Source organism: Micromonospora chersina (assembly GCF_900091475.1).
GTDB lineage: Bacteria > Actinomycetota > Actinomycetes > Mycobacteriales > Micromonosporaceae > Micromonospora > Micromonospora chersina.
The window spans coordinates 5,516,904-5,540,803 of record NZ_FMIB01000002.1 but is presented as its reverse complement, the minus strand read 5'-3'; the positions used below and the strand labels follow the sequence as shown (position 1 = coordinate 5,540,803).

25 protein-coding genes and 1 pseudogene are annotated in these 23,900 nt (G+C 72.9%); 14 read left to right on the top strand and 12 right to left on the bottom strand.

What is annotated here, in order from left to right; genetic code table 11:
- Positions 1-22: 22 nt before the first annotated feature.
- Positions 23-346: a hypothetical protein gene (locus tag GA0070603_RS25800; protein WP_091318917.1), complete on the bottom strand. Its 324-nt coding sequence runs from the start codon at positions 344-346 to the stop codon at positions 23-25.
- The gene (locus GA0070603_RS25795) at positions 346-645 is read right to left on the bottom strand and encodes a DUF6158 family protein (protein ID WP_091318915.1); all 300 of its coding nucleotides are present in this window, start codon (positions 643-645) and stop codon (positions 346-348) included. The genes GA0070603_RS25800 and GA0070603_RS25795 overlap by 1 nt, the downstream gene beginning before the upstream one ends.
- Positions 646-767: 122 nt before the next feature.
- Here GA0070603_RS25795 and GA0070603_RS25790 point away from each other — a divergent pair, with 122 nt between their 5' ends.
- Both GA0070603_RS25790 and GA0070603_RS25785 read left to right on the top strand, forming a co-directional pair.
- The gene (locus GA0070603_RS25790) at positions 768-1,187 is read left to right on the top strand and encodes a hypothetical protein (protein WP_091318913.1); all 420 of its coding nucleotides are present in this window, start codon (positions 768-770) and stop codon (positions 1,185-1,187) included.
- 25 nt (positions 1,188-1,212) lie between these two features.
- Positions 1,213-1,542, top strand: a complete 330-nt coding sequence (locus GA0070603_RS25785; protein ID WP_091318911.1) for a DUF3817 domain-containing protein — start codon at positions 1,213-1,215, stop codon at positions 1,540-1,542.
- A gap of 10 nt (positions 1,543-1,552) precedes the next feature.
- Here the strand turns inward: GA0070603_RS25785 and GA0070603_RS25780 are convergent, their stop codons facing one another.
- Entirely contained in the window at positions 1,553-2,071 is a 519-nt protein-coding gene (locus tag GA0070603_RS25780; protein ID WP_091318909.1) for a DUF6232 family protein, read from the bottom strand.
- Between the two features lie 493 nt (positions 2,072-2,564).
- Between GA0070603_RS25780 and GA0070603_RS25775 the strand changes: the two genes are divergently transcribed.
- Entirely contained in the window at positions 2,565-3,533 is a 969-nt protein-coding gene (locus GA0070603_RS25775; RefSeq protein WP_091318908.1) for a C40 family peptidase, read from the top strand.
- A 71-nt stretch (positions 3,534-3,604) separates the two neighbouring features.
- Here GA0070603_RS25775 and GA0070603_RS25770 read toward each other — a convergent pair whose 3' ends face one another.
- The 3 genes from GA0070603_RS25770 to GA0070603_RS25760 all read right to left on the bottom strand — a co-directional run bounded on the left by GA0070603_RS25770 (position 3,605) and on the right by GA0070603_RS25760 (position 6,913).
- The gene (locus tag GA0070603_RS25770; RefSeq protein ID WP_208863076.1) at positions 3,605-4,594 is read right to left on the bottom strand and encodes a sigma-70 family RNA polymerase sigma factor; all 990 of its coding nucleotides are present in this window, start codon (positions 4,592-4,594) and stop codon (positions 3,605-3,607) included.
- Positions 4,595-5,054: 460 nt separating this feature from the next.
- Positions 5,055-6,002 carry an N-acetylmuramic acid 6-phosphate etherase gene (gene murQ / locus GA0070603_RS25765; RefSeq protein WP_091318904.1) on the bottom strand — a complete coding sequence of 316 codons (948 nt, stop codon included), beginning with the start codon at positions 6,000-6,002 and terminating at the stop codon, positions 5,055-5,057.
- A complete protein-coding gene (locus GA0070603_RS25760; RefSeq protein WP_091318902.1) occupies positions 5,999-6,913 on the bottom strand; it encodes a MurR/RpiR family transcriptional regulator in 915 nt (304 codons plus the stop codon). Before GA0070603_RS25760 ends, murQ begins: the two co-directional genes overlap by 4 nt.
- Before the next feature lie 310 nt (positions 6,914-7,223).
- Here GA0070603_RS25760 and GA0070603_RS25755 point away from each other — a divergent pair, with 310 nt between their 5' ends.
- Positions 7,224-7,967 carry an SDR family NAD(P)-dependent oxidoreductase gene (locus GA0070603_RS25755; RefSeq protein ID WP_091318900.1) on the top strand — a complete coding sequence of 248 codons (744 nt, stop codon included), beginning with the start codon at positions 7,224-7,226 and terminating at the stop codon, positions 7,965-7,967.
- On the opposite strand, the gene GA0070603_RS25750 is transcribed toward GA0070603_RS25755, so the two are convergent.
- Positions 7,952-8,683 (bottom strand): dTMP kinase, encoded by a 732-nt coding sequence (locus GA0070603_RS25750; protein WP_091318898.1) that lies wholly within the window; start codon positions 8,681-8,683, stop codon positions 7,952-7,954. The two genes, GA0070603_RS25755 and GA0070603_RS25750, sit on opposite strands and share 16 nt — an antisense overlap.
- Here GA0070603_RS25750 and GA0070603_RS25745 point away from each other — a divergent pair.
- The 5 genes and pseudogenes from GA0070603_RS25745 to GA0070603_RS25730 all read left to right on the top strand — a co-directional run bounded on the left by GA0070603_RS25745 (position 8,671) and on the right by GA0070603_RS25730 (position 11,247).
- Positions 8,671-9,417: a nucleotidyltransferase gene (locus tag GA0070603_RS25745; protein WP_341864943.1), complete on the top strand. Its 747-nt coding sequence runs from the start codon at positions 8,671-8,673 to the stop codon at positions 9,415-9,417. The genes GA0070603_RS25750 and GA0070603_RS25745 overlap by 13 nt on opposite strands.
- A 56-nt stretch (positions 9,418-9,473) precedes the next feature.
- On the top strand, positions 9,474-9,683 hold the full coding sequence (locus GA0070603_RS25740) for a hypothetical protein (RefSeq protein ID WP_229791949.1): 210 nt from the start codon (positions 9,474-9,476) through the stop codon (positions 9,681-9,683).
- Positions 9,684-9,693: 10 nt separating this feature from the next.
- Positions 9,694-10,471: pseudogene (locus GA0070603_RS25735) on the top strand (metallophosphoesterase family protein).
- Positions 10,462-10,605, top strand: coding sequence for a GPGG-motif small membrane protein (locus tag GA0070603_RS31615; RefSeq protein WP_167537057.1), 144 nt, complete (start codon positions 10,462-10,464; stop codon positions 10,603-10,605). Before GA0070603_RS25735 ends, GA0070603_RS31615 begins: the two are co-directional and overlap by 10 nt.
- Positions 10,606-10,752: 147 nt before the next feature.
- Positions 10,753-11,247, top strand: a complete 495-nt coding sequence (locus GA0070603_RS25730) for a TspO/MBR family protein (RefSeq protein WP_091318892.1) — start codon at positions 10,753-10,755, stop codon at positions 11,245-11,247.
- Positions 11,248-11,283: 36 nt separating this feature from the next.
- Here GA0070603_RS25730 and GA0070603_RS25725 read toward each other — a convergent pair whose 3' ends face one another.
- Positions 11,284-12,060, bottom strand: coding sequence for a M23 family metallopeptidase (locus tag GA0070603_RS25725; RefSeq protein WP_091318890.1), 777 nt, complete (start codon positions 12,058-12,060; stop codon positions 11,284-11,286).
- Between the two features lie 261 nt (positions 12,061-12,321).
- Here GA0070603_RS25725 and GA0070603_RS25720 point away from each other — a divergent pair, with 261 nt between their 5' ends.
- The 5 genes from GA0070603_RS25720 to GA0070603_RS25700 all read left to right on the top strand — a co-directional run bounded on the left by GA0070603_RS25720 (position 12,322) and on the right by GA0070603_RS25700 (position 18,553).
- Positions 12,322-13,662, top strand: coding sequence for an ABC transporter substrate-binding protein (locus GA0070603_RS25720; RefSeq protein ID WP_091318888.1), 1,341 nt, complete (start codon positions 12,322-12,324; stop codon positions 13,660-13,662).
- 71 nt (positions 13,663-13,733) lie between these two features.
- Positions 13,734-14,780, top strand: coding sequence for a carbohydrate ABC transporter permease (locus tag GA0070603_RS25715; RefSeq protein ID WP_091318887.1), 1,047 nt, complete (start codon positions 13,734-13,736; stop codon positions 14,778-14,780).
- 1 nt (position 14,781) lies between these two features.
- Positions 14,782-15,741 carry a carbohydrate ABC transporter permease gene (locus GA0070603_RS25710; protein WP_091318885.1) on the top strand — a complete coding sequence of 320 codons (960 nt, stop codon included), beginning with the start codon at positions 14,782-14,784 and terminating at the stop codon, positions 15,739-15,741.
- Between the two features lie 61 nt (positions 15,742-15,802).
- The gene (locus tag GA0070603_RS25705) at positions 15,803-16,873 is read left to right on the top strand and encodes a LacI family DNA-binding transcriptional regulator (protein ID WP_091318882.1); all 1,071 of its coding nucleotides are present in this window, start codon (positions 15,803-15,805) and stop codon (positions 16,871-16,873) included.
- Positions 16,874-16,909: 36 nt separating this feature from the next.
- The gene (locus tag GA0070603_RS25700) at positions 16,910-18,553 is read left to right on the top strand and encodes a glycoside hydrolase family 13 protein (RefSeq protein ID WP_091318880.1); all 1,644 of its coding nucleotides are present in this window, start codon (positions 16,910-16,912) and stop codon (positions 18,551-18,553) included.
- Between the two features lie 86 nt (positions 18,554-18,639).
- On the opposite strand, the gene GA0070603_RS25695 is transcribed toward GA0070603_RS25700, so the two are convergent.
- From GA0070603_RS25695 to xylA, 4 genes are read right to left on the bottom strand one after another with little or no spacing between them, the layout of a single operon-like run.
- On the bottom strand, positions 18,640-20,055 hold the full coding sequence (locus GA0070603_RS25695) for an MFS transporter (RefSeq protein WP_091318877.1): 1,416 nt from the start codon (positions 20,053-20,055) through the stop codon (positions 18,640-18,642).
- Between the two features lie 53 nt (positions 20,056-20,108).
- Entirely contained in the window at positions 20,109-21,218 is a 1,110-nt protein-coding gene (locus GA0070603_RS25690; protein ID WP_244282607.1) for a DUF5925 domain-containing protein, read from the bottom strand.
- A gap of 40 nt (positions 21,219-21,258) precedes the next feature.
- Positions 21,259-22,701 (bottom strand): xylulokinase, encoded by a 1,443-nt coding sequence (gene xylB / locus GA0070603_RS25685; protein WP_091318874.1) that lies wholly within the window; start codon positions 22,699-22,701, stop codon positions 21,259-21,261.
- A gap of 11 nt (positions 22,702-22,712) precedes the next feature.
- On the bottom strand, positions 22,713-23,900 hold the full coding sequence (gene xylA / locus GA0070603_RS25680) for a xylose isomerase (RefSeq protein WP_091318872.1): 1,188 nt from the start codon (positions 23,898-23,900) through the stop codon (positions 22,713-22,715).

Sequence of the window (23,900 nt, the reverse complement as noted above, 5' to 3'; positions counted from 1 at the left end):
TCGTCGTCGTGCCAGTGCCGGCTCAGCCGGCGGTCAGGTTGTCGGCCACCTCGCGGGCGAGGCTCGCCAGGATCTCGTCGGCCATCCCGTGGTCGGTCCCGTCGAGGTCCAGCCGGACCCGGGCGCCCCCGGCGTCGGCCGGCTCGACGTCGATGTCCGCCGACCACCCGGCGGCCTCGGAACTCCAGCGGGCCCGCATGTCCTCGGCGTCGACCACCTCGACCCGGTGCGTGCCGGACCGGCGCAGCTCCTCGGGCAGCCAGGCCGCGGACCGGTCCGGGTCGGTGGCGGTGTTGAAGACCACCTCGGGAGGCGCGGACATGCCGCGCTCGGCGTGGCTGGCCATCAGGCGTCCCGCAGCCGGCTCGGGTCGACCTCCCGGCCCGGGTGCCGGGCCAGGTACTCGGTCTCCAGCTCGGCGGTGCGCCGCAGGTGGTTGGCGAGCGCCGAGTCGGTGGCGTGCCGGAGGGTGTCGAGCCGGGTGCGGTGCAGGCTCTGCATCTCCCGGATCAGGTCCTCGTCGCCGAGGTCGGCGGGGTCCACCCCGAGCAGCTCACCGTCCACGTCCTGGGTGCGGGCGTGATCGCCGTCCCACTCGGTCACCCGCTGCTCCGGACTGGCGTCGCGGCGTACTGATTCGGTCATCGTCGCCCCCTCGTCTCGTTCGGGCTGGCGTCTAGACGGATGCCCAGCCGGGGTGCCACCAAACCCTCGCCACCTACGACACCGCGTCGGAGACGGCCGGCGGGCCCGGTACCCTCGATGGCATGAAGCGGCTCTGGACACCGGCGTGGATCGCCCGCCACGTGGCCATGGTCGTGCTGGTGGTGGGCTTCCTGGGCCTCGGCTGGTGGCAGGTCACCCGGGCCGCCGAGGGCAACTCGCTGAGCTTCGGTTACGCGATCGAGTGGCCGGTCTTCGCCGGCTTCGTGGTCTTCGTGTGGTGGCGTGAGCTGCGGCACGCGCTGCGGGCCTCGCGCGAGGAGCGGGCCGACCCGGCGCCGCCGGCGGCCGCCGGCTCCGAGCCGGCCGTCGCCGCCCCGGCGGTACGCCGGCCGGTGCGGGTCAGCCGGGTGCCGGCCGTGCCGGTCGGCGGGGCCGACGACGGCGAGCTGGCCGCGTACAACCGCTACCTTTCCTGGTTGAACGCCAACCCGGGCGCGAAGCCCGGCGACTATCCCGGCTGAGGCCGGTGCGGAAGGACGGACGACGGTGGGCGGAGCCCTTACCCGGTACCGCGTGATCGCCTGGATCGTGGGCGTGGCGCTTGTGGTGCTGGTCCTGATCGGGATGCCGCTGAAGTACGGCTTCGACAACCCGACCGTGGTGGCCGTGGTCGGCACGGCGCACGGCTGGCTCTACATGATCTACCTGGCGCTCACCTTCGACCTGTCGCGCCGGGCCGACTGGCCGCTGAAGCGGATGCTGCTCGTGATGCTCGCCGGCACCGTGCCGTTCGTCTCGTTCTACGCCGAGCGCCGGGTCAGCCACTGGCTGGCCGCCGAGCAGGCGGCCCGGGCCCCGGAGCCGGTCGCCGGCTGACCCTCGGCGGTCAGCGGTTCGGCCGCCAGGCGGCGGCCGCGGGCGGGTCCGTCCAGCCGCCGTGGCGCACCCCCTCCCGGGCCCGTTGCAGGGCCCGGGTGACCTGGCCGAACTGCCGCTCGTCGTCGCTGCTGAACAGCAGCACCTCGGCCCCGCCGAGCCGCCCCCACAGCTCGTACGCCGGGGGCCGCCAGCGGTCGCCGACCAGCACGAGAAGCAGCGGCAGCAGCCCGACCGCGCCCAGCGTGAGGTACGCCGCCGCGGTGAGCCGTTGCAGCCCGCCGGTGAAGCCGAGCAGCACGCCGACCGCGCCGATCAACGCGGCGGAGACGGCGACCGCCCGGAGGGCGAGCCGGTCGTGCGGACCGCGGGCGGTCCAGAGCTGGGTGATGTCGGCCACGGGCCAGCTGTTGCGGCCGACGGTGAAGCGCTCGCCCGTGACCACGATGCCGGGTCGGGCGTAGAGCAGTGTCGGTGCCGTCGCGCCCGGGGACCGGGGCGGGCGGGTGGTGGAGCCATCGGTCTGCACGGCGGCCTCCCGGGGATCGCGGGCCGGACCTCCACGTCGTCGGCGTTGCCGTACGGCGGGATTCCCGGCCTCCGCGCCTCATTGTGTTGCGGGCACGCCACCCCGGCCCGGCGTTTTCCCTGGCCACCCGCCAGCCGGCCGGAGAGCGTCGCGCCGGGAAAGCAGAGCGATTTCCGTCTTTGTCGTAACTTTGCGGCGCGTTGCCTGGCGACATCCGCCCAGAACGACGAATCCGGCGAGTGGCACGTACCGCCCAGCGGGCGACCACGCGGCGACGGCCCGCCCGCGAACCGGTCACGAAGCGTCACCAGCACCGGCGGCACTTCCTGACACTTTGCCAACTTTCGCCCCTGCTTCAACTGCCCGTCACTCCGGTCCCGGGTTAGGTTGGGCAGGCCGGTCCGGTCGACCGCCATCCACCAGGGTGGCCCCGGGCCGGTGTCGCCGGGTCGCCCGCCGCCCCGGCGAGGAGTCGGAGAGGAGCCTTCCGCTCTTGTCGTCCTTACGGATCCTGCTGCGCTCGCTCGCGGTGGCCGGCCTCTCGGCCGCGCTGCTCGCCCCGGCGTCGGTGGCTCGGGCCGAGCCCACCCCCGCCGAGCTGACGAAGCAGATCGAGAAGTCCTCGACTGAGCTGGAGCGAATCGTCGAGTCGTACAACAAGCTCAACGAGGAGATCAAGGCCAACAAGGCCACCGCGGCCACGTTGCAGGCCAAGATCGGCCCGTTGCAGGAGCAGGCCGAGCGGAGCCGCGCCGACGTGGGCGCCCTCGCCGCCACCGCGTACAAGACCGGTGGCATGCGCACCGCGCGGGCCCTGCTGGAGCCCGGCGGCGCCGCCACGCTCCCCGACCGGCTGGGCACCCTGGACCAGCTCACCCGCCAGCGGCAGCAGACCATCGCCGGTTTCACGGACACCCAGCGCCGGCTGATCGACCAGAAGACTCGGCTGGACGCCACGCTGGCCCGGGAGGCGGCGCAGGCCAAGCAGCTGATCGCCGGCAAGAAGAAGATCGAGGCGGACCTGGCCCGCCTCTACGAGCTGCGCCGGCAGGCGTACGGCCGGGCCACCGAGGCGCCCGCGAGGTCGAGTTCGGCCGGCAGCGCCCCGGCCATCTCCGGCTCGGCCGGCGTGGCCGTGCGCTACGCCTACGGCGCCATCGGCAAGCCGTACGTCTGGGGCGCCGACGGACCGGACGGTTACGACTGCTCCGGGCTCACCCTGGCGGCCTGGCGGGCCGCCGGCAAGTCCCTGCCGCACAACGCGGCGATGCAGTGGGACGCCACCTCACGGATCAGCCGCAGCTCGCTCCAGGCCGGCGACCTGGTGTTCTACTCCGGGCTCGGCCACGTCGCGCTCTACGTGGGCGGCGGCCAGGTGATCGACGCGCCCAGCGCGGGCCGCAACGTCAGCAAGCGGGACATGAACATGATGACGATCCAGGGCTACGGCCGGGTGCGCTGACCCCGGAAACAGCGAACGGCCGGCGTCCCCCTATCGGACGCCGGCCGTTCGTCGATTCCATTACTACCAGGTCAGGCCGCCTGCAGCCCCTCGGCGCGGGCCAGCTCACGGAGCCGGCCGAGGGCCTGGATCTCCAGCTGGCGGATCCGCTCCCGGGAGAGCGAGAACCGCGACGCGACCTCGGTCAGCGAGTGCTCACGCCCGTCCTCCAGGCCGTAGCGGGCCCGCATGATGCCGGCCGAACGGTCGTCGAGGTGGTTGAGCAGACCCTCGATCCGCTGCCGCTCCAGGCCGGTGAGAACGATCTCCTCCGGCGACGGGGCGTCGCTGTCGGCGACCAGGTCGCCGAGGTTGGTGTCGCCGTCGTCGCCCACCGGGGTGTCCAGCGAGACGGTGTCCTGCGACCAGCGGCGCAGCTCGTTGACCCGCTCGACGGTGACGCCGAGCGCCGCCGCGATCTGCTCCGGCTCCGGGTCGCTGCCCAGCTCACGGGTGAGCTGCCGGGCCACGTTCCGCATCCGGTTGACGTCCTCGACCAGGTGCACGGGCAGCCGCACCGTGCGCTCCTGCTGGGCGATCGCCCGGCTGATGGCCTGGCGGATCCACCACGTCGCGTAGGTGGAGAACTTGTAGCCGCGCTCGTAGTCGAACTTCTCGACCGCCCGGACCAGGCCGGTGTTGCCCTCCTGGATGAGATCCAGCATGGGCATGCCCGAGCGCACGTAGCGGCGGGCGATCGAGACGACCAGCCGCAGGTTGGCGCGGATGAACAGGTCCTTCGCGCGCTCACCCTCGGCGACCAGCCGCTCCAGGTCCTCCCGGTCGACGCCGTCGGGGACGCGGTCCTCGCCGAGCAGGTGCTCGGCGTAGAGGCCGGCCTCGATCGCCTTGGAGAGGTCGACCTCCTTGGCGGCGTCCAGCAGCGGCGTCCGGGAGATCTCGTGCAGGTAGACGCCGACCAGGTCCCGCTCCTCGGCGACCTCGTCGGTACGCATGCCGATGTTCTTGTCCACGATTGCCACGGTCCCCTCGCTCGCGCCGGTTGCCCGGTTCCTTGCCATCCCCACGTTCATCAGCCCTCCCCGTAACCTCCGCTGTGCCCGCAGGTGCTGACACCTACACAACAGATGAGACGCGTCGGGGATTCCATGTCGTGAGTCGAAACTGTCACGAATGCCTGAGTAGTAGCTGAGAGCCCGGTCCATGTTTGCTGTCAGGACCCCTGCTCGGGCGGCCCGCGTACGCCCCGGTGAAAGGGCGTCGGAGCAGCGGCATCGTCGTCCGCCCATGAAATGGCACCATTGCGAATTCCATGAACACAGCGACCCGCGTCACCGCGACATTGCGATCCTGGTCACTGCGAGATACGCGTCCGCCGACCGGTCGGTTCAGCCTCGGGTGAGGATTACCCCACGCCTGGTTGAACAATCCGCAGCGCGCGGGACGTCCCGTCCCCGCACGTGACACGCGTCGCACCGTAGGCGCGGGCCCGGCCGGGAGGGGGTCCGGCGGGCGGCCGCGTCAGGAGGCGAGCAGGGCGAGCGCGCCGCGTACCTGGTCGGCGGAGCGGGCCAGGGCGGCCCGGGCGGCGGAGACCTCGGCGCCGGACACCAGCGAGACGAGGGCGGTCTTCAGGTCGCCGTCGGCCTCGTTGAGGGCGCTGCGGCAGACCTCCTCGGCACAGCCGGTGGCCTCCATGAGGATCGAGATCATCCGGCCGCGCAGCTTGGCGTTGGTGGCCACCATGTCGATCATGAGGTTCGAGTAGACCCGACCGAGGCGCACCATCACGGCCGTGGAGAACGTGTTCAGCACCAGCTTCTGCGCGGTGCCCGCCTTCATCCGGGTCGACCCGGTGACCACCTCGGGTCCGGTGTCCACCCCGATGAAGACGTCCACCGACCCGGCGGCGTCGGCCTCCGGATTGGCGCACAGGAGCACCGTCGCGGCCCCCTGCGTCCGGGACGCGGCGAGCGCCCCGAGGACGTACGGGGTGCGCCCGCTGGCCGCGAGCCCGACCACCAGGTCGCCGGGGCGTACGCACTCGGCGGCCTCGGCGGCGCCGCCGCGCTCGTCGTCCTCGGCGTCCTCGACGGCCCGCCACATGGCCTCGGGGCCGCCGGCCAGGTGCGCGCAGAACCAGTGCCGCGGCGAGTTGAAGGTGGGCGCCAGCTCGGCGGCGTCCAGCACCCCGAGGCGGCCGGAGGTGCCGGCACCGAAGTAGTGCACCCGGTTGCCGCCGCGCAGCGCTGCGACGGCCAGGTCGACGGTCTCGGCGATCTCGTCGAGGACGGCGGCCACCGCGGCGGGCACCCGGCGGTCCGCCTCGTTGATGACGGTGAGCACGTCCCGGGTCGACATCAGGTCGAGATCGAGGCTCTGCGGGTTGCGCCGCTCGGTGGGTGCGCCCACCCGGACCACGGGCCGCACCACGGCCATCTCGTTCCGCTCCACCCGTCCTGCCGTCATGCCCGCCTCCGGCCGGCGCCCACCCGGTGCGACTGGACCGCCTCGGCGGTCGCCTCCAGGGCCTTCCTGGCCTTGGTCCGGTTTCGCGCGGCCACCCCGACGAAGAGGCAGTCGACCACGGTGAGCTGGGCCAGCCGGCTGGCCATCGCGCCGGAGCGGTAGGTGGTCTCCCGGGCCGCGGTGGTCAGGACGTGGTCGGCCACCTCCGTGATCGGCGAGCGGGGGAAGTTGGTCAGCGCGACGGTGGTGGCGCCCCGGGCGCGGGCCTGTTCGAGCACCTCGATGACGTCGGAGGTGGTTCCGGTGTGCGAGATGCCCACCGCGACGTCGCCGCGGCCGAGCAGGGCGGCCGAGGTGAGCGCGGTGTGCACGTCCGGGAAGTAGAAGGCGGTGCGGCCGATGCGGTGCAGCTTCTGCTGGAAGTCCGAGGCGACGAAGCCGCTGGCGCCGGCGCCGTAGACGTCGATCCGGCCGGCCGCGACGATCGCCTCGACGACCTGCTCGCAGACGGCGGGATCGAGCTGCTCGGCGGTCTCCTCGACGGCCCGTGCGTCGTTGAACGCGATGGTGGCGATGATCTGCGCCAGGTCGGCGCCGGGCGGGATGTCGCCGCCGACCACCCGGGCGTCCGGTGGCTCGACCCGGCGGGCGGCCTCGGCGGCGAGCCGGATGCGCAGCTGGGGATAGCCGTCCATGCCCACCGACCGGCAGAACCGGATGACTGTGGCCTCGGATGTCTCGGCGGCGGTGGCGAGGTCGGTGATGGTGCGCCGGGCGGCGTCGGCCGGATCGGAGACGACCAGCCGGGCCACCCGCTGCTCGGCCGGGGACAGCGAGGGGAGCAGGCCGCTGATGTGGACGATCAGTCCACCGGGCTCGTGACTCGCAGAAATCTTCGGACTCTTCGCCACGGATGAAACTTACTTTCATGAGGCGTGACCGTCAACCATGACGGCGCGTATCGGGAAAAGTACCGCCTTCCGCGCCCGCCCCCCGCGCCAAGGGTCCCATTCCCGCAGCCCCGCCGCCTCATCCGCTGCGGTCGACTCCGCCCCGCCGGCCGACGGGCGGTTCCGCCGTCGCGCCCGCCGTGCCGGCCGGACGGCCTCGCCGGGGTCACCGGACGGCCGGTACGGTACACCGAGCGGCATCGACAGGCGTCGACGGGTCCGGATCCCGACCCGGTCACCGCCTGGCCGGCCGGGCGGCTAGCGTGTGCCCATGGCGGAGCGGACGGTGCTGGTGACCGGTGGCACGGGCGGGCTGGGCGGTGCGGTCACCGCCGCCTTCCTGAAGGCCGGCTGGCGGGTGGTCGTACCCGAGCGGGAGGGTGGCGAGGCGGCGCCGGCGGGCGCCGGACCGGGCCGCGTCGGGCGACAACCTCAGCTCGGCGCGTCCGGCGCCGCGCAGCGACCTGAAGCCGTCGCGGCGGACCTCCTCGACCCCGCCGGGGCGGCGCGGGCGGTGGCCGTCGCCGCCGCCGAGCCGGCCGCGCCGCTGCGCGCCGTGGTCAACCTCGTCGGCGGGTACGCCAGCGGCGGACTGGTGCACGAGACCCCGATCGAGGAGTTCGACCGGATGCTGCGGATCAACCTGCGCCCCACCTACCTGGTCACCCAGGCCGCGCTGCCGCACCTCGTGGAGGCCGGCGGCGGCGCGGTGGTGTGCGTGTCCGCGCGGGCCGCCGTGGCCCCGTTCGCCGGGGCGGCCGGCTACGCCACCGCGAAGGCGGCCGTGCTGGCCTTCGCCAACGCCGTCGCCGTCGAGTACCGGCAGCGCGGGGTGCGCTGCAACACGGTGCTGCCCAGCGTGATCGACACCCCGGCGAACCGGGCCGCCCAGCCGGACGCCGACCACCGGCGCTGGGTTCCGCCCGCCGAGATCGCCGCGGTGATCCGCTTCCTGGCCTCCGACGAGTCGGCGCCGACCAGCGGGGCGAGCATCCCGGTCTACGGCCGGGCCTGAGCCGGCACGGGCTCGTCGCGCCCCGCCCCGCCGGAGGGCGGGCGGGTGTCCCCCGGCCCCGGACCGGCCGGCGGGGGTGGGTCGCCGGGGAGCCACTCGGTGAGGTGTGCGCGGATCCGCCGGGACACCTCCTCCGGGGTGCCGCTGCCGTCCACGACGACGAAGCGGTCGTACTCCGGCAGGGTCCGGTACGCCGTGGCCGCGGCGCTGAGCCACTGCATGCTCTCGTGGTCGGTGCCGCGCCGCTCGATCCGCCGGTACGCCTCTGCGGGGTCCACCGTGAGCAGGAAGGTGACCCGGGGCGGCGGGAAGAGCCGGTAGCCGGCCCGGGCCAGCCGCTCCCAGCGCTGCCCGCCGTGCGCGCGGATGCTGGCGTACTGGCAGGCGGACCAGCGGTCCATGACGGCAGTCCGGCCGGTGACCAGGCAGCTCAGCAGGGCGAGCGCGATCGCCAGCCAGCGGAGCACGGACTCCACGGCGAGCAGGCCGTTGCGCCCGACGAGCCGCTGCGCGTCGGGCCGGCCGACCCGCTGGGCCAGCCGGCCGAGCCAGCGGCGGCCGCCGGCGTTGCGGTGGTAGGTGGCGGGGTGGCCCGCGGCGGTGAGCGCCTCGGCGAGCCGGTGGGCCTGGGTGGTCTTGCCCGAGCCGTCGATGCCGATCAGGGCGACGGCGCGCAGTCGGGCCCTGCCGCGCCGCACCCGCAGTGACCTGGCCACCCTGTCGAGGCTATCCGACCCGTGCTCGCCTTCGGCGGTTTGTCCCCATCTGTCCCCACCAGGTCGGGCCGCGCCCGCTACAGGTGTGGCCGACCCGTTCGCCGGGTACGCAACTTCATTCCCACCGCCACCTACGACGACGGGAGACCCAGATGGCCGAGCGCGGGGACGAGACCCTGGTGCACACGCTGAAGAAGGTCGCCGCCGTGCTCAAGCAGTCCGAGATCCCCTTCGCGCTGGGCGGCAGCTTCGCCGTGTACGCCCACGGCGGCCACTCCAGCGACCACGACGTGGACTTCCTGATCCGGCAGCAGGACGTGGACCGGGCCCTGGAGGCCCTGGTCGAGGCCGGCTTCACGGCCGAGCGCCCGCCCGAGGACTGGCTGGTGAAGGTCTACGACGAGGGCCGGATGGTGGACCTGATCCACCGGCCGATCGAGACCCCGGTGACCGAGGAGACCTTCGCCGACACCATCGTGCGGCCGGTCGACGCCATCCACATGCCGGTGCTCTCGGCCAGCCAGCTCATGGTGCACAAGCTGCTCAGCTTCTCCCAGCACTACTGCGACTTCGCCCGGGCCCTGCCGCTCGCCCGCTCGCTGCGGGAACAGATCGACTGGGAACGGGTACGGAAGGAGACGCAGCACTCGCCGTACGCCGAGGCGTTCCTGGTGCTGCTCGACCGGCTCGACGTGCTGCCCGGCGGCGCGTCCGGAGGAAGGGAGACCCCGTGACCGGACAGCACGGCGGCGCGCCGCCCGACGAGTACGTCGAGGCGGAGATCCAGAGCATGTTGGCCGAGGACCCGGACGTCGCCGAACAGGGCATCACCGTGGTGCGCCGCGAGCGCGGCCTGGTGCTCTACGGCGAGGTGGAGAGCCCGCACCGGCGGGAGGAGATCCTGCGCCGCGTGGCCGAGCGCTTCCCGGACCTGCCGATCACCAGCGACATCGGCGTGATCCGCACGCAGGCGCCCACCCAGGTCGAGGAGCTGCCGTGAGGGAGGTTCGATGGTGATCCGCATCGCCGCCGTCGGCGACGTGCACCTGGACGAGGACGTGGTCGGCCGGTTCCGGCCCGCGCTGGAGGAACTGCCCGACTGCGCGGACGTGCTGCTGCTCGCCGGGGACCTGACCCGGCACGGCACCGAGTCCGAGGCGCGGTGCGTGGCGCAGGAGTTCGGCGACCTCGGCGTGCCGGTGATCACCGTGCTCGGCAACCACGACCACCAGTGCGACCAGGTGCCGCAGGTGGTCAAGGTGCTGGAGGACGCCGGGATCACCGTGCTGGAGGGGACCGGGACCGTGCTGGAGTGCGGCGGCCGGCGGCTCGGCGTGGCCGGGGTGAAGGGCTTCGGCGGCGGGTTCGCCGGGCGGTGCGCCAGCGACTTCGGCGAGCCGGAGATGAAGGCGTTCGTCCGGACCACCAACGAGAGCGCGGACGCGCTCGGCGAGGCGCTGCGCGGGCTGGACTGCGACCTGCTGGTCGCGCTCACCCACTACTCCCCCGTGCCGGACACCCTCGCCGGCGAGCCGCTGGAGATCTACCCGTTCCTCGGCTGCTACCAGCTCGGCCAGGCGATCGACTCGGCGCCCACCGCGCTGGCCCTGCACGGGCACGCCCACCACGGGAGCGAACGGGGCACCACCCCGGGTGGCGTACGGGTCCGCAACGTCGCGCACCCCGTCATCAAGCAGGCGTACAGCATCTTCCACGTCGGTGATCATCTCGACTGAGAAGCAGGTTTCCCGGATCCGACGGACGGGTATCCAGCCGACATGGAGCTGATTCTCTGGATTCTCGCAGTCGTACTGGTGGTCGCCGGCATTCTCGCGCTCTTCCGCCGGCAGATCCTGTGGGGCATCGTCCTCATCATCGTCGGCCTGTTGGTCGGGCCGGGCGGCGTCAGCATCTTCAGTTAGCCGTTCGACCTCCCACCACCCCTGACCCGCCGGGGTCGCCGGGTCCGAACCTCCGTCCTCCCAGACAGGAGCGTCCGGGCCCGGCGACCCCGGCGCTGTGCTGCGCCCGGCCGGTTTGTCCGCCCGGCGGGCGGGGCACCCAGGGGCATGACGATCTCGGGAAGCATCCGGCGGGTCGGGCGCGGCCGTAAGTGGTGGGCGCTGCTGGGCTTCGGCGCCGCGGTCACCGTCGCGGCGGCCGTCGGCGCGCTCGGGGTGCGGGGCACCCAGGAGGAGTACGCCAGCCTCGCCCAGCCGGCATGGGCTCCCCCGTCCTGGCTCTTCGGGCCGGTCTGGACGGTCCTCTACGCGCTCATCGCGGTCGCGGGCTGGCTGGTCTGGCGGCAGGCCGGCTGGGGACCGGCGCTCGGCGCCTGGGTCACCCAACTGGTCCTGAACGCCGTCTGGACGCCGCTCTTCTTCGGCGCCGACCGCTACGGGCTGGCGTTCGCCGAGATCGTGCTGATGTGGCTGGCCATCGGGGTCACCGTGGCGCTGTTCCGGCGGGTCTCCCGGCCGGCGGCGCTCCTGCTGCTGCCCTACTGGGCCTGGGTGACGTTCGCGGCGGCGCTGAACTTCGCCATCTGGCGGCTGAACGGCTGAGCGGCGCGGGGCCGACGGCCCCGCGCCCACCTCTCGTCAGCAGCGGGGCACGCCCGGGATGTAGCCGTCGTAGCCGGTGTAGACGTACGCGTCGGAGATGTACCGGCCGGAGCCGATCCGGTCCCAGATCGAGCTGGTGCCGTAGGTGCCGGTGACCGAGGTGCCGCTGGTCTGGCAGTAGATGGTGACGCTCGCGCCGTCGGCCACCGTGCCGACCGCGCTGTAGCCGGTGCCCGGGCCCGACCGGACGGTCAGCGCCACGCCCGAGGTGGTGTTGACGGTGCCGGCGCCCGTGTTCGAGCCGGCGCAGCCGTTGTCGCTGGTGTAGGTCTTGGTGCCCCAGTAGAGGGCGAGGGCGCCGTTGAACCGCACCTGGATGTCGTTGCCGTTGAGCCGCTGCTCGTAGTGCAGGTGCGGGCCCGTCGAGCCGCCGGTGCTGCCCACGTAGCCGATCACCCGGCCGTAGCCGACCACCTGCCCGACCGAGACGTTGAAGCCGCTCAGGTGGGCGTAGTAGGTGGTGTAGCCGTTGCCGTGGTCGATCCGGACGTACTTGCCGTAGCTGGTGCCGCCGAGGTCGGTGACCCGGTCGACGGTGCCGGGCGCGCTGGCCACCACCGGGTCGCCGAGGTCGTCCGTGCGGTTGAAGTCGATGGCGTAGGCCGGGCTGTGGTCGGACCGGGTCTGGCCGGACCAGGACTGGTTGCAGGGGAACGGGACCTTGAACGTCGGCGCGGCCATGGCCGGGGCCGCCGGCACCAGGGCCACGAGGACGGCCGCCACCGCCGCGAGGCTGAACCAGCGCTTGCGCATCCATTGCCTCCTATGTTGAAAGTTTTCGATCAGCTTTGGACAGCGTGGCAGAAAGTTCCATCGATGGGAAGGGGCGCCGCCTGCGGACCGTCAGCGGAGCGTGGGAGCGTGCCCACGGCCGGTGAGCGGGTTTCCGGATTGTTACCGGGCCGTGTCCGCCAGGGGGTGGACCGGACGCGATGCAAGCGCTTACATGTGGGGACGACCATCGGACCGGCGCGGGTTCGATCCCCCCACGCGCCGGCAAGGAAGGAGATCGGCATGGCGTTTGCCAGATCGCGCCAGGCTCTCGCGATCGCCGGCGTACTGGGGCTGGCGCTCGGCGTCACCGCCTGCGGCACCGGCAACGACAAGAAGAGCGGCAACGCGAGCAAGCCCGAGTGCGCCCCTTACGCGAAGTACCAGGGCCACGACGGCAAGAAGGTGACGATCTACTCGTCGATCCGGGACATCGAGGCCGACCGCCTCGACCAGTCCTGGAAGCAGTTCGAGGACTGCACCGGCATCGACATCGACCACGAGGGCTCGGGCGAGTTCGAGGCCCAGCTGGGCGTCCGGGTGGACGGCGGCAACGCCCCCGACCTTGCCTTCATCCCGCAGCCGGGTCTGCTCAAGCGGTTCGTCGACTCGGGCAAGATCAAGGAGGTCGGCGCCGACACCAAGGGGCTGGCCGAGCAGAACTTCTCCCCCGACTGGCTGAAGTACAGCACCGTGAACGGCAAGCTCTACGGCGTGCCGCTGGGCTCCAACGTGAAGTCCTACGTGTGGTACTCGCCGAAGACCTTCAAGGAGAAGGGCTGGAGCGTCCCGACCACCTGGGACGAGCTCATCACGCTGAGCGACAAGATCGCGGCGAGCGGCACCAAGCCGTGGTGCGCGGGCATCGAGTCCGGTGACGCCACCGGCTGGCCGGCCACCGACTGGATCGAGGACGTGCTGCTTCGCACCCAGGGGGTGGAGGTCTACGACCAGTGGACCACCCACGGCATCCCGTTCAACGACCCGAAGGTCGCCGACGCGGTCAACAAGGCCGGCACCATCCTCAAGAACGAGAAGTACATGAACGGCGGCTTCGGCGGGGTGAAGAGCATCGCCACCACCTCCTTCCAGGAGGCCGGCACGCCGATCACCACCGGCAAGTGCGCCATGCACCGGCAGGCGTCCTTCTACGCCAACCAGTGGCCGCAGGGCACCAAGGTGGCCGAGGACGGCGACGTCTTCGCGTTCTACTTCCCGGCCGTCGACCCGGCCAAGGGCAAGCCGGTGCTGGGTGCCGGCGAGTTCGTCTCGGCCTTCGCGGACCGTCCCGAGGTCCAGGCGGTGCAGACCTACCTGGCCTCCGGTGAGTACGTGAACAGCCGCGCCAAGATCGGCGACTGGCTGTCGGCGAACAAGAAGCTCGACATCAACAACGTCCCGAACCCGGTGGACAAGCTCTCCGTCCAGATCCTGCAGGACCCGAAGACCGAGTTCCGGTTCGACGGCTCGGACCTGATGCCGGCCGCGGTCGGCGCGGGCACCTTCTGGAAGGGCATGGTCGACTGGATCAACGGCAAGGACACCACCACGGTGCTGAACGGCATCGAGGGCAGCTGGAAGTGATCTGAGGCGGTGGCCCGGTCCGCGACGCGGGCCGGGCCACCGCCCGCAACCGAACCCTTGAGGGAGGGTCGATGGAGTTCGACTTCGCGGCGGAACAGCCGAAGTTCCTCATGCTGATGTACGGGCTGATCGCTTTCGTCGCGGTGGTGGGCGGTCTGCTCCTGCTCCTCGACGTGGTGCCGGCCTGGTTCGCCCGCCGTCGGGAGGAGCGGCTGGTCGCGGCCGTGGCGAGCGGCGCACCCCTGCCCCGGCGGCGCAAGCCGCGGGAAGGTGCGATCGCGCTCTTCTTCCTGTTGCCGACACTGCTGTTCCTCACGGTCGGGCTGGTGGTGCCGGCGATCCGCACCACCCTCCTCTCGTTCATGGACAAGAACAGCAGCAACTGGGTCGGCCTGGACAACTACGCCTGGATGTTCTCCGAGGACTCGATCGTCCGGGTGCTGATCAACAGCCTGATCTGGGTGCTCCTCGTGCCGCTGGTGGCCACCGGCTTCGGCCTGATCTACGCGGTCCTCGTGGACAAGGCCCGGTTCGAGTCGGTGGCCAAGTCCCTGATCTTCCTGCCGATGGCGATCTCGTTCGTCGGCGCCGCCATCATCTGGAAGTTCGTCTACGCCTACCGGGGCGACGGCGACCAGATCGGCCTGCTCAACCAGATCGTCGTGAGCCTGGGCGGCGAACCCAAGCAGTGGCTGCTGGAGTCGCCGCTCAACACCCTGCTGCTCATCGTGATCATGATCTGGATCCAGGCCGGCTTCGCCATGGTGGTGCTCTCCGCGGCGATCAAGGCCATCCCGGCCGACATCGTCGAAGCGGCTCGCCTCGACGGCGTCTCCCCGTGGCAGATGTTCTGGCAGATCACCATGCCGAGCATCCGGCCGGCGGTGATCGTCGTGGTGGTGACGCTCTCGATCGCCACACTGAAGGTCTTCGACATCGTCCGGACCGCCACCAACGGCAACTACGACACCAGCGTCATCGCGAACGAGATGTACAACCAGGCGTTCCGCTACGGCGAGCCCGGGCAGGGCTCCGCACTCGCGGTCTTCCTCTTCGTCCTGGTCATCCCGATCGTGATCTACCAGATCCGTAACCTGCGCCAGCAGCGGGAGGGCTGACATGACCACCGCCACCCCCACCGTCGGAGCCGGCGTCCAGGCCACCGCGAAGCCCGGCCGGGCCGCCCGGGTCCGCAAGCGGCTGAACAGCCGCACCGCCACAGTGGTCTCGATCGTGCTCGCGCTGCTCTGGACGGTTCCGACCTTCGGCCTGTTCATCTCCTCGTTCCGGCCCGAGAACCAGATCAAGACCACCGGCTGGTGGACGTTCTTCAGCGACCCGCAGTTCACGCTGGAGAACTACCGGGAGGTGCTGTTCAGCACCGGCTCGTCCGGGCAGCTGGCCAGCTACTTCATCAACTCGCTGGCGATCACCATCCCGTCGGTGCTCTTCCCGATCGCCTTCGCGTCACTGGCCGCGTACGCGCTGGCGTGGATCAACTTCAAGGGGCGGGACTGGGTCTACATCGCGATCTTCGCGATGCAGATCGTGCCGCTGCAGATGGCGCTCGTGCCGCTGCTGAAGTTCTTCTCCACAGGCGTGACCATCGCCGGGATCCAGGTGCTCCCCGCCTGGGACCTGGTCGACGAGCAGAAGTTCGCGCAGGTGTGGTTCGCGCACACCTGCTTCGCCCTCCCGTTCGCCGTCTACCTGCTGCACAACTTCATCTCGCAGCTGCCGGGCGAACTGATGGAGTCGGCACGGGTCGACGGGGCCACCCACCCAAAGATCTTCCGGACCATCGTCCTGCCGCTGATCACCCCGGCGCTGGCCGCGATCGGCATCTTCCAGTTCCTCTGGGTCTGGAACGACCTGCTGGTCGCGCTGATCTTCGCGGGCGGCGGCAATGAGACCGCCCCGCTGACCGTCCGGCTCGCCGAGCTGGCCGGCACCCGGGGCAACGAGTGGCAGCGGCTCACGGCCGGCGCGTTCGTGTCGATCGTCGTACCGCTGATCGTGTTCCTGTCCCTCCAGCGCTTCTTCGTGCGGGGCCTGCTCGCCGGCAGCGTCAAGGGCTGATCCGCTGCTCCGCCGCCGCCGGTCCCCGGCGGCGGCGGGCGCGGCTCGGAGCGGGGAACCAATGACCAAGATTGACGATGTCGCCCGCCTGGCCGGGGTCTCCACGGCCACCGTCTCCCGGGCGCTGCGGGGCCTGCCGACGGTCTCGGCCGCGACGCGGCGGCGGGTCCTCGCCGCCGCCGAGCAGCTCCAGTACGCGGTCTCGCCGAGCGCCTCCCGGCTGGCCGGCGGGAAGACCGGCACGGTGGCCGTGGTGGTCCCCCGGATCACCCGCTGGTTCTTCGGCACGGTGGTCGAGGCGGTCGAGGACTACCTCCACCAGAACGGCTACGACCTCCTGCTCTACAACCTCGGCGGGCGGGAGCAGATCCGGCAGCGGGTGCTGCGCCCGGCCAGCCTGCACAAGCGGGTCGACGCGATCATCCTGGTCGCCACCCCGCTGCGCCCGGCCGACACGACCGCACTGACCAAGCTGGCCCTGCCCGGCGTGACCATCAGCTCGGGCAGCGGGGTGCCCGGCTGGCCCTGCGTCCGGATCGACGACGTGGCCGCGGCGCGCACCGCCACCCGGCACCTGCTCGACCTCGGTCACACCCGGATCGCGCACATCTCCGGCGACCCGGACGACGAGCTGGCCTTCACCACCCACCTGGACCGCCGGCGCGGCTACCAGGAGGCGCTGCGGGCGGCCGGGCTGCGGCCCGACCCGAGCCTGGACGTCGAGTCCCAGTTCACCGTCGACGGCGGCACCCGGGCCACCGCCGAGCTGCTGGCCCGGGGCGAACCGCCGACCGCGATCTTCGCGGCGTGCGACGAGATGGCAATGGGCGCCATGACCGCGCTGCGCGACGCCGGGCTGCGGGTGCCCCAGGACGTCAGCGTGATCGGCATCGACGACCACGACCTGGCCGGGGTGCTCGGGCTGAGCACCATCGCCCAACCGGCCGCGGAGCAGGGGCTGCTGGCCGCCCGGATGCTGCTCGACCCGCTGGGCGGGCGCGCCGTCGACCCGTACGCCGGGCTGGTGCCGGCGCCCCGCGGCCCGGACACCGGCGACAGGTCACCGGCATCGGTGATCCTGCCCACTCGGCTGGTGGTGCGTGAATCGACCGCGCCGCCCCGGGCAAACTGAACGGATTCGTCCCGCACGCACGACAGGGAGAAGGCGCTGAACACCGACGCGACGCAGCAGGACCCGGCCACCGGCTGGTGGACCGAGGCCGTCATCTACCAGATCTACCCGCGGTCCTTCGCCGACTCCAACGGCGACGGCATCGGCGACCTCCCCGGCATCACGGCCCGCCTCGGTCACCTCACCGAGCTGGGGGTCGACGCGATCTGGCTGTCGCCGTTCTACCCCTCCCCGCAGGCCGACGCCGGCTACGACGTGGCCGACTACCGCGACGTCGACCCGCTCTTCGGCACCCTGGCCGACGCCGACAAGATGATCGCCGAGGCGAAGGCGCGCGGGCTGCGGGTGATCGTCGACCTGGTGCCCAACCACACCTCGTCGCAGCACCGCTGGTTCCAGGCCGCCGTCGCGGCCGCGCCGGGCAGCCCCGAGCGGCAGCGCTACGTCTTCCGCGACGGCAAGGGCCCGCAGGGCGCCGAGCCGCCGAACGACTGGGAGAGCGTGTTCGGCGGGCCGGCCTGGACCCGGCTGCCGGACGGCCAGTGGTACCTGCACCTGTTCGACTCCGGCCAGCCCGACCTCAACTGGGACAACCCGGAGGTGCGGGCCGAGTTCCTGGACATCCTCCGGTTCTGGCTGGACCGGGGCGTCGACGGCTTCCGGGTGGACGTGGCGCACGGCCTCATCAAGCAGGCCGACCTGGCCGACTGGCAGGAGCCGCAGGAGATCCTCTCCGGCCAGAACGTGGACAAGCCGCTCCCGCCCATGTGGGACCAGGACGGCGTGCACGAGATCTACCGGGAGTGGCGGCGGCTGCTCGACTCGTACGACGGCGAGCGGATCCTGGTCGCCGAGGCGTGGGTGGAGCCGGCCGAGCGGCTGGCCCGCTACGTGCGGCCGGACGAGATGCACCAGGCGTTCAACTTCGAGTACCTGCTCGCCGCCTGGACGGCTCCCGCCCAGTACGCGGTGATCACCCGCTCGCTGGAGGCCACCGACAGCGTCGGCGCCCCGACCACCTGGGTGCTGTCGAACCACGACGTGGTCCGGCACGCCTCCCGGCTCGGGCTGGCCACCGGCGGCGGCCGTCCCAACGGCATCGGCATCGGCGACCCGCAGCCCGACGCCGCGCTCGGCCTGCGCCGCGCCCGGGCGGCCAGCCTGCTGATGCTCGCCCTGCCCGGCTCGGCCTACCTCTACCAGGGCGAGGAGCTGGGGCTGCCGGAGCACACCACGCTGCCCGACGAGGCCCGGCAGGACCCGACCTGGGAGCGCAGCCTGCACACCCAGCGCGGCCGGGACGGCTGCCGGGTGCCGATCCCGTGGGAGGCCGACGCCCCGTCGTACGGCTTCGGGCCGACCGACGCGAGCTGGCTCCCCCAGCCGCCGGTGTGGGCCGAGTACGCGCTCGACCGGCAGCGCGGGGTCGACGGCTCGACCTACGAGCTGTACCGGACCGCGCTGCGGCTGCGCCGCGAGCACGGCCTGGCCCGGGGTCCGATGCGCTGGCTCACCTCCGGCGACGAGGTGCTCACCTTCACCAACGGCGGGCTCACCGTGCTCACCAACTTCGGCGCGGACCCGGCGCCGCTGCCGGCCGGCGCCGAGGTGCTGGCGTCGAGCGCCCCGCTGGACGGCCACGCCGTGCCCACCGACGTGACGGTCTGGTTCCGCGCCTGACAGTGCGCAAGGAAGGGCCCCTTCTTAACGCCTCGGGTTAGGAAGGGGCCCTTCTACTACGCCAGGCGTTAAGAGGGGGCCCTTCCTTACAGCCGGTCGGCGCGGGCGTGCAGCAGGTCGTGGACCTGGGCGATGTCCCGGGGCGACGTGCGGGCGGCGAGCCAGTACATGAGGCCGGTCGGGATGAAGAAGAGCTGGAAGGCGGCCAGCCCGACGGCGTAGTTCAGCGGTGGCGGGAAGGCCGCCCGCAGCGCCTGGAACGCCACCGCTACCAGCCCGTTGCCGGCGGCCCGGCCGACCCCGTTGACCAGGTTGCCGAGGCTGTAGACAGTGCCGCGGTGCTCGGGCGGGTTGACGTCGGCGATCAGCGCGAACCAGTTGGGCGAGTTGGCCGAGGTCAGCGCGAGGGCGAGCACGGCGGTGAGCAGGCTCAGCCCCACCGTCGGCTCGGTGAACACGCTGGCCAGCACCGCCGCGATCACCGCGCCGGAGCTGCCGCCGTCCGGCACGTCGATCCGGATCGGCACGAGGAACAGGACCAGGTAGAACGGCACGGCCGCGAGGATGCCCACCGCCGCGACCAGGGCCCGACCGCTCGGCGTACGCCGTTGCAGCGCGTCGCCGGCCAGGCCGCCCACGATCGACAGCACGCCGCCGAGCTGGAACAGGGTGGCGAAGACGCTGCCCACCACCACGGCGGTGGCCGCCGAGTAGCCCTGCGCCTCGGCCCGCTGGCTGAACAGCACCGGCAGCCAGACGAGCGAGCCGAACGCCGCCTGCGCGGTCAGCCCCTGGAGGACCAGCCAGCGGTTGGTCCGCCGGGCCAGGATCCGGGGCAGGTCGGCGCGGCTGATGCGGTAGTCGTACTCGCCGCCGGCGTCGAGCGCGGCGGCCAGCTCCGGCTCGCTCTGCCCGCGCCGGATGTCGTACGTGAACAGGTACGCCACGGTGGCGGCCAGGCCGACCACGGTGAGCAGGAGGAACGGCCGCCGCCAGTCGGTGGCCCCGAGCAGACCCCCGGTCAGCGTGCCGGCCAGCGTGCCGACGCCCTGGGACAGGCCCCAGAAGCTCATCACGAGGCCGCGGCGGCGGGGCGAGATCAGGTCGGTGACCACGGAGAAGCCGACCGAGCCGACCGCCCCCAGCCCGATCGCGGCGACCAGTTGGGCGACCAGGAACGTCGCGTAGTGCTCGGCCAGGGCGCTGCCCCCGGTGCCGGCCGCCCAGATCAGCGTGCCGACCATGAGCAGCGGCTTCCGGTTGGTCCGGTCCCCGACGTACGCCCAGGCCACCGCCGCGACCGCGCTGACCAAAAAGCTGACCGCGGTGACCAGGCCGAGCAGCCGCTGCGACACGCCCAGCGCGCCGGAGATCGACCCGTACAGCGGCGGGACCAGGCCGATGGCCACGTTGTCCAGCGAGGCGAGGACCACGAACACCACCACGCTGTAGAACCGGTGCGCCGCGTTCCCCCGCCGGGAGACCCTCGTGCCGCTGCTCATGCCGGGCAGCCAATCAGGTGCGGGTCACGGCCGGAACACGGGGCCCCACCCGGTCAGAGGTAGCCGCCGATCTCGACCGGCACCGCGCCGGCCGGCGAGGTCCCGGCGCGCAGCCCGTACAGCTCGGCGAGGGTGGCGCCCTGCGGCGGGACGCCCGCCGAGGTGCCGAGCCAGTCGGCCGCCTCGGCGTGCGACAGCGGGCCCACCTCGATCCGGGCCAGGCAGCGCCCGGGCCGGGTCACCGCCGGGTGCAGCCGGGAGAGGTCCTCGTTGGTGGTGATCGCCACCAGCACGTTGCGCCCCTGGCCGAGCAGCCCGTCGGTCAGGTTGAGCAGCCGGGACAGGGCCTGTCCGGTCGTCTGCCGGGCCTCCCCCCGGATCAGCTCGTCGCAGTCCTCCAGGATCAGCAGCCGCCAGCGACGGGCCTCCTCGCCGTCGTCGTCCTCCTCGTGCTCCCCCACCGCCACCTCGGCGAGATAGGCCGGATCGCCGAAGAGCACCTCGGGGTCGAGGACGCAGTCCGCCTGGCACCACTCGCGCCACTCACGGGCGAGCGCGCGCAGCGCCGTGGTCTTCCCGGTGCCCGGCGGCCCGTGCATGAGCAGCAGCCGACCGGCGACCGTCTCGGGCGTAGCCACCATGAGGGCGTCCAGCCGGGCCGCCGCGGCGGCCGGATAGTTGGCCCGGATGTCGGCCCAGGTCGGCGTGGTGATCCGCCGGGTGTCCCGTTGGGCTCCCCGGCGGGCGTTCTGGTGCCAGAAGCCCATCGGGCCGGTGTCCCGCCGCGCCGGCTCGGCCCCGCCCGTGACGATCTCGTCCAGGACGGCCGCGCCGGTCGCCTCGTCGACGGCGGTGACCGTCACCTCCGCGCCCCGGCCGCGCCAGCTCACCACCCGTACCGTCCAGCCGTCGCCGCCGGCGAGCCGGGCCACCCGGTTGCGCTCGATGGCCGTCCGGGTCAGCACCGCCCGCTCGGGCACCAGCCGGGCGCCGGCCCGGACCTTGGCCAGGCGGACCGTCCGGGCCCAGGGGTGGCGGCCGGTGACGAAGTCGGTGAGCAGCAGCGTGTCGATGACGTCGCCCGGGCTGTCGACGTCGTCGTACTGGAAGACGGGCAGCGGGCCGGGCCGGGCGGCGTCTCCGGACGGGGAAGGTGGCGGCACGCCACGATGATCCCCGCCGGTCGACCGCCCGGCATCCGGTTTATCCCCGGTCCACGACCCGGTCGCGGGCGAGGGCGTAGCGCTCGCGGATGGCGGGGACGCCCGGCGACGCGTACTCCTCGGTGTCGCCGACCGACCAGGCGGGCGGCGCGGCCCCGCCCAGGGCGACCCAGGCGGCCTGGCGGGCGGCGCCGTCGGCGACGTACTCCCCGGGCGGGGGCACGACCACGGGCCGGCCGAAGACCTGCGGAGCGATCCGCCGGACGGCGGCGGAGCGGGCCCCGCCGCCGACCAGGATGATGCGGTTGGCGCGGGCGCCCTGCGCGGTAAGCGCGTCGAGACCGTCGGCGAGCGCGCAGAGCATGCCCTCGACGGCGGCCCGGGCCAGGTGGGTCGGCGTCGAGGTGCCCAGGGTCAGGCCGTGCAGCGCGCCGGTCGCCGTGGGCCGGTCCGGGGTCCGCTCGCCCTCCAGGTACGGCACCATCACCAGCCCGTCGGCGCCGGGCGGGGCGGCCAGGGCCAGCTCGCTCAGCGTGGCCAGGTCGACCCCGAGCAGCGTCGCGGCGGCGTCGAGCACGCGGGCCGCGTTGAGCGTGCACACCAGCGGCAGGAACCGGCCGGTGGCGTCGGCGAAGCCGGCCACCGCACCGGTCGGGTCGGCGGCGGGCGTGTCGGCGACCGCGAAGACGGTGCCCGAGGTGCCGATCGAGACGACCACGTCGCCCGGGCCGGCCCCGGCGCCGAGCGCCGCGGCGGCGTTGTCACCGGTGCCCGGACCGAGCAGCACCCGGTCGCCGGCACCGGACCCGCCGCCGAGCGCCGCCGGGTCCAGGTGCCCGGCCACCTCGGCGGGACCGAGCACGACAGGCACCCGCAGCCGCCGCCCGAAGGCGCGTTCCAGCAGGTCGAGGCGGTACTCGCCGGTGCGCGGCGACCAGTAGCCGGTGCCGCTGGCGTCGCCCCGGTCGGTGCGCAGCGCGGCCAGGCCGGGGGCGCCGGCCAGCCGCCAGGTGAGCCAGTCGTGCGGCAGGCAGACCGCGGCCACCCGTTCGGCGTTGGCCGGCTCGTGCCGGGCCAGCCAGCGCAGCTTCGTGGCGGTGAAGCTGGCCACCGGCACGGCGCCCGTCGCGTCGGCCCAGAACCGGCGGCCGGCCTCACCGCCGCCGGCCTCCTCGACCAGCTCCCGGGCGGCGTCGGCGGAGCGGGTGTCGTTCCAGAGCAGCGCCGGGCGGACCACCTGCCCCGCCTCGTCCAGGCAGACCATGCCGTGCTGCTGGCCGCCGACCGCGACGGCGGCCACGTCGGCCAGCCCGCCGGCCTCGGCGACGGCCGCCCGCAGGGCGTCCCACCAGGCGTGCGGGTCGACCTCGGTGCCCTCGGGGTGCGGCGCGCGGCCCTGCCGGACCAGCGCGCCGGTCTCCGCGTCCCGGATCACCACCTTGCAGGACTGGGTCGACGAGTCGACCCCGGCGACGAGCGGCATGGCGGCCCGCCTCAGCGCGCGCCGAGCAGGTGCTCGACGGCGAGCTGGTTGAGCCGCACGAAGCCGAAGCCCTTCGCGCCGGCCGCGTCCGGGTCGAACTCCTCGAACGCCGCGCGGTCGGCGAGCAGGTCGGCGTAGCCCTCGCCCGGGTTCAGGGTCGGGGTGGCCAGCTCGGCCACCTTGCTGGCGGCCAGGGCCTCGGCCACCTCCGGGTCGGCCCGGAACGCCGCGGCCCGCTCCTTGAGCAGCAGGTAGGTGCGCATGTTCGCCGCCGCCGAGGCCCACACCCCGGTCATGTCCTCGGTCCGGGAGGGCTTGTAGTCGAAGTGCCGGGGCCCGTCGTACGCGGGACCGCCGTCCGGCCCGCCGTTCTCCAGCAGGTCCACCAGGGCGAACGCGTTGAGCAGGTCGCCGTGGCCGAAGACCAGGTCCTGGTCGTACTTGATGCCGCGCTGGCCGTTGAGGTCGATGTGGAACAGCTTGCCCTGCCAGAGCGCCTGGGCGATGCCGTGCGCGAAGTTCAGCCCGGCCATCTGCTCGTGGCCGACCTCGGGGTTCAGGCCGACCAGCTCCGGGCGGGCCAGGGTGGAGATGAACGCCAGCGCGTGCCCGACGGTGGGCAGCAGGATGTCGCCGCGCGGCTCGTTCGGCTTCGGCTCCAGGGCGAAGCGCAGGTCGTAGCCGCGGTCGACGACGTACTGGCAGAGCAGGTCGACCGCCTCGCGGTAGCGGTCCAGCGCCGCCCGGACGTCTTTGGCCACGTCGTACTCGGCGCCCTCCCGGCCGCCCCACATGACGAAGGTGCGGGCGCCCAGTTCGGCGGCGAGGTCGACGTTGCGCAGCACCTTGCGCAGCGCGTACCGGCGGATGTCCCGGTCGTTGCTGGTGAAGCCGCCGTCCTTGAACACCGGGTGGTTGAAGAGGTTGGTGGTGACCATCGGCACGACCAGGCCGGTCTCGTCGAGGGCCTTGCGGAACCGGGCGATGTGCTGGTCGCGGGTGGCGGCGTCCGCGCCGAAGGGCACCAGGTCGTCGTCGTGGAAGGTGATCCCGTACGCCCCGAGCTCGGCGAGCCGGTGCACGGCCTCGACGGCGTCCAGGGCGGGCCGGGTGGCGTCCCCGAACGGGTCGCGGGCCGGCCAGCCCACCGTCCAGAGACCGAAGGAGAACTTGTCGGCGGGGGTGGGACTGGGTGCCAT

What these genes read in the sequence shown, in the direction of transcription:
- GA0070603_RS25725 (WP_091318890.1), bottom strand. Translation starts at nt 12,060, where the DNA reads ATGCGCAAGCGCTGGTTCAGCCTCGCGGCGGTGGCGGCCGTCCTCGTG.
- GA0070603_RS25800 (WP_091318917.1), bottom strand. Translation starts at nt 346, where the DNA reads ATGGCCAGCCACGCCGAGCGCGGCATGTCCGCGCCTCCCGAGGTGGTC.
- GA0070603_RS25795 (WP_091318915.1), bottom strand. Translation starts at nt 645, where the DNA reads ATGACCGAATCAGTACGCCGCGACGCCAGTCCGGAGCAGCGGGTGACC.
- GA0070603_RS25770 (WP_208863076.1), bottom strand. Translation starts at nt 4,594, where the DNA reads ATGGCAAGGAACCGGGCAACCGGCGCGAGCGAGGGGACCGTGGCAATC.
- GA0070603_RS25695 (WP_091318877.1), bottom strand. Translation starts at nt 20,055, where the DNA reads ATGAGCAGCGGCACGAGGGTCTCCCGGCGGGGGAACGCGGCGCACCGG.
- GA0070603_RS25705 (WP_091318882.1), top strand. Translation starts at nt 15,803, where the DNA reads ATGACCAAGATTGACGATGTCGCCCGCCTGGCCGGGGTCTCCACGGCC.
- GA0070603_RS25755 (WP_091318900.1), top strand. Translation starts at nt 7,224, where the DNA reads ATGGCGGAGCGGACGGTGCTGGTGACCGGTGGCACGGGCGGGCTGGGC.
- murQ (WP_091318904.1), bottom strand. Translation starts at nt 6,002, where the DNA reads ATGACGGCAGGACGGGTGGAGCGGAACGAGATGGCCGTGGTGCGGCCC.
- GA0070603_RS25790 (WP_091318913.1), top strand. Translation starts at nt 768, where the DNA reads ATGAAGCGGCTCTGGACACCGGCGTGGATCGCCCGCCACGTGGCCATG.
- GA0070603_RS25715 (WP_091318887.1), top strand. Translation starts at nt 13,734, where the DNA reads ATGGAGTTCGACTTCGCGGCGGAACAGCCGAAGTTCCTCATGCTGATG.
- GA0070603_RS25730 (WP_091318892.1), top strand. Translation starts at nt 10,753, where the DNA reads ATGACGATCTCGGGAAGCATCCGGCGGGTCGGGCGCGGCCGTAAGTGG.
- GA0070603_RS31615 (WP_167537057.1), top strand. Translation starts at nt 10,462, where the DNA reads ATGGAGCTGATTCTCTGGATTCTCGCAGTCGTACTGGTGGTCGCCGGC.
- xylA (WP_091318872.1), bottom strand. Translation starts at nt 23,900, where the DNA reads ATGGCACCCAGTCCCACCCCCGCCGACAAGTTCTCCTTCGGTCTCTGG.
- xylB (WP_091318874.1), bottom strand. Translation starts at nt 22,701, where the DNA reads ATGCCGCTCGTCGCCGGGGTCGACTCGTCGACCCAGTCCTGCAAGGTG.
- GA0070603_RS25720 (WP_091318888.1), top strand. Translation starts at nt 12,322, where the DNA reads ATGGCGTTTGCCAGATCGCGCCAGGCTCTCGCGATCGCCGGCGTACTG.
- GA0070603_RS25710 (WP_091318885.1), top strand. Translation starts at nt 14,782, where the DNA reads ATGACCACCGCCACCCCCACCGTCGGAGCCGGCGTCCAGGCCACCGCG.
- GA0070603_RS25740 (WP_229791949.1), top strand. Translation starts at nt 9,474, where the DNA reads ATGTTGGCCGAGGACCCGGACGTCGCCGAACAGGGCATCACCGTGGTG.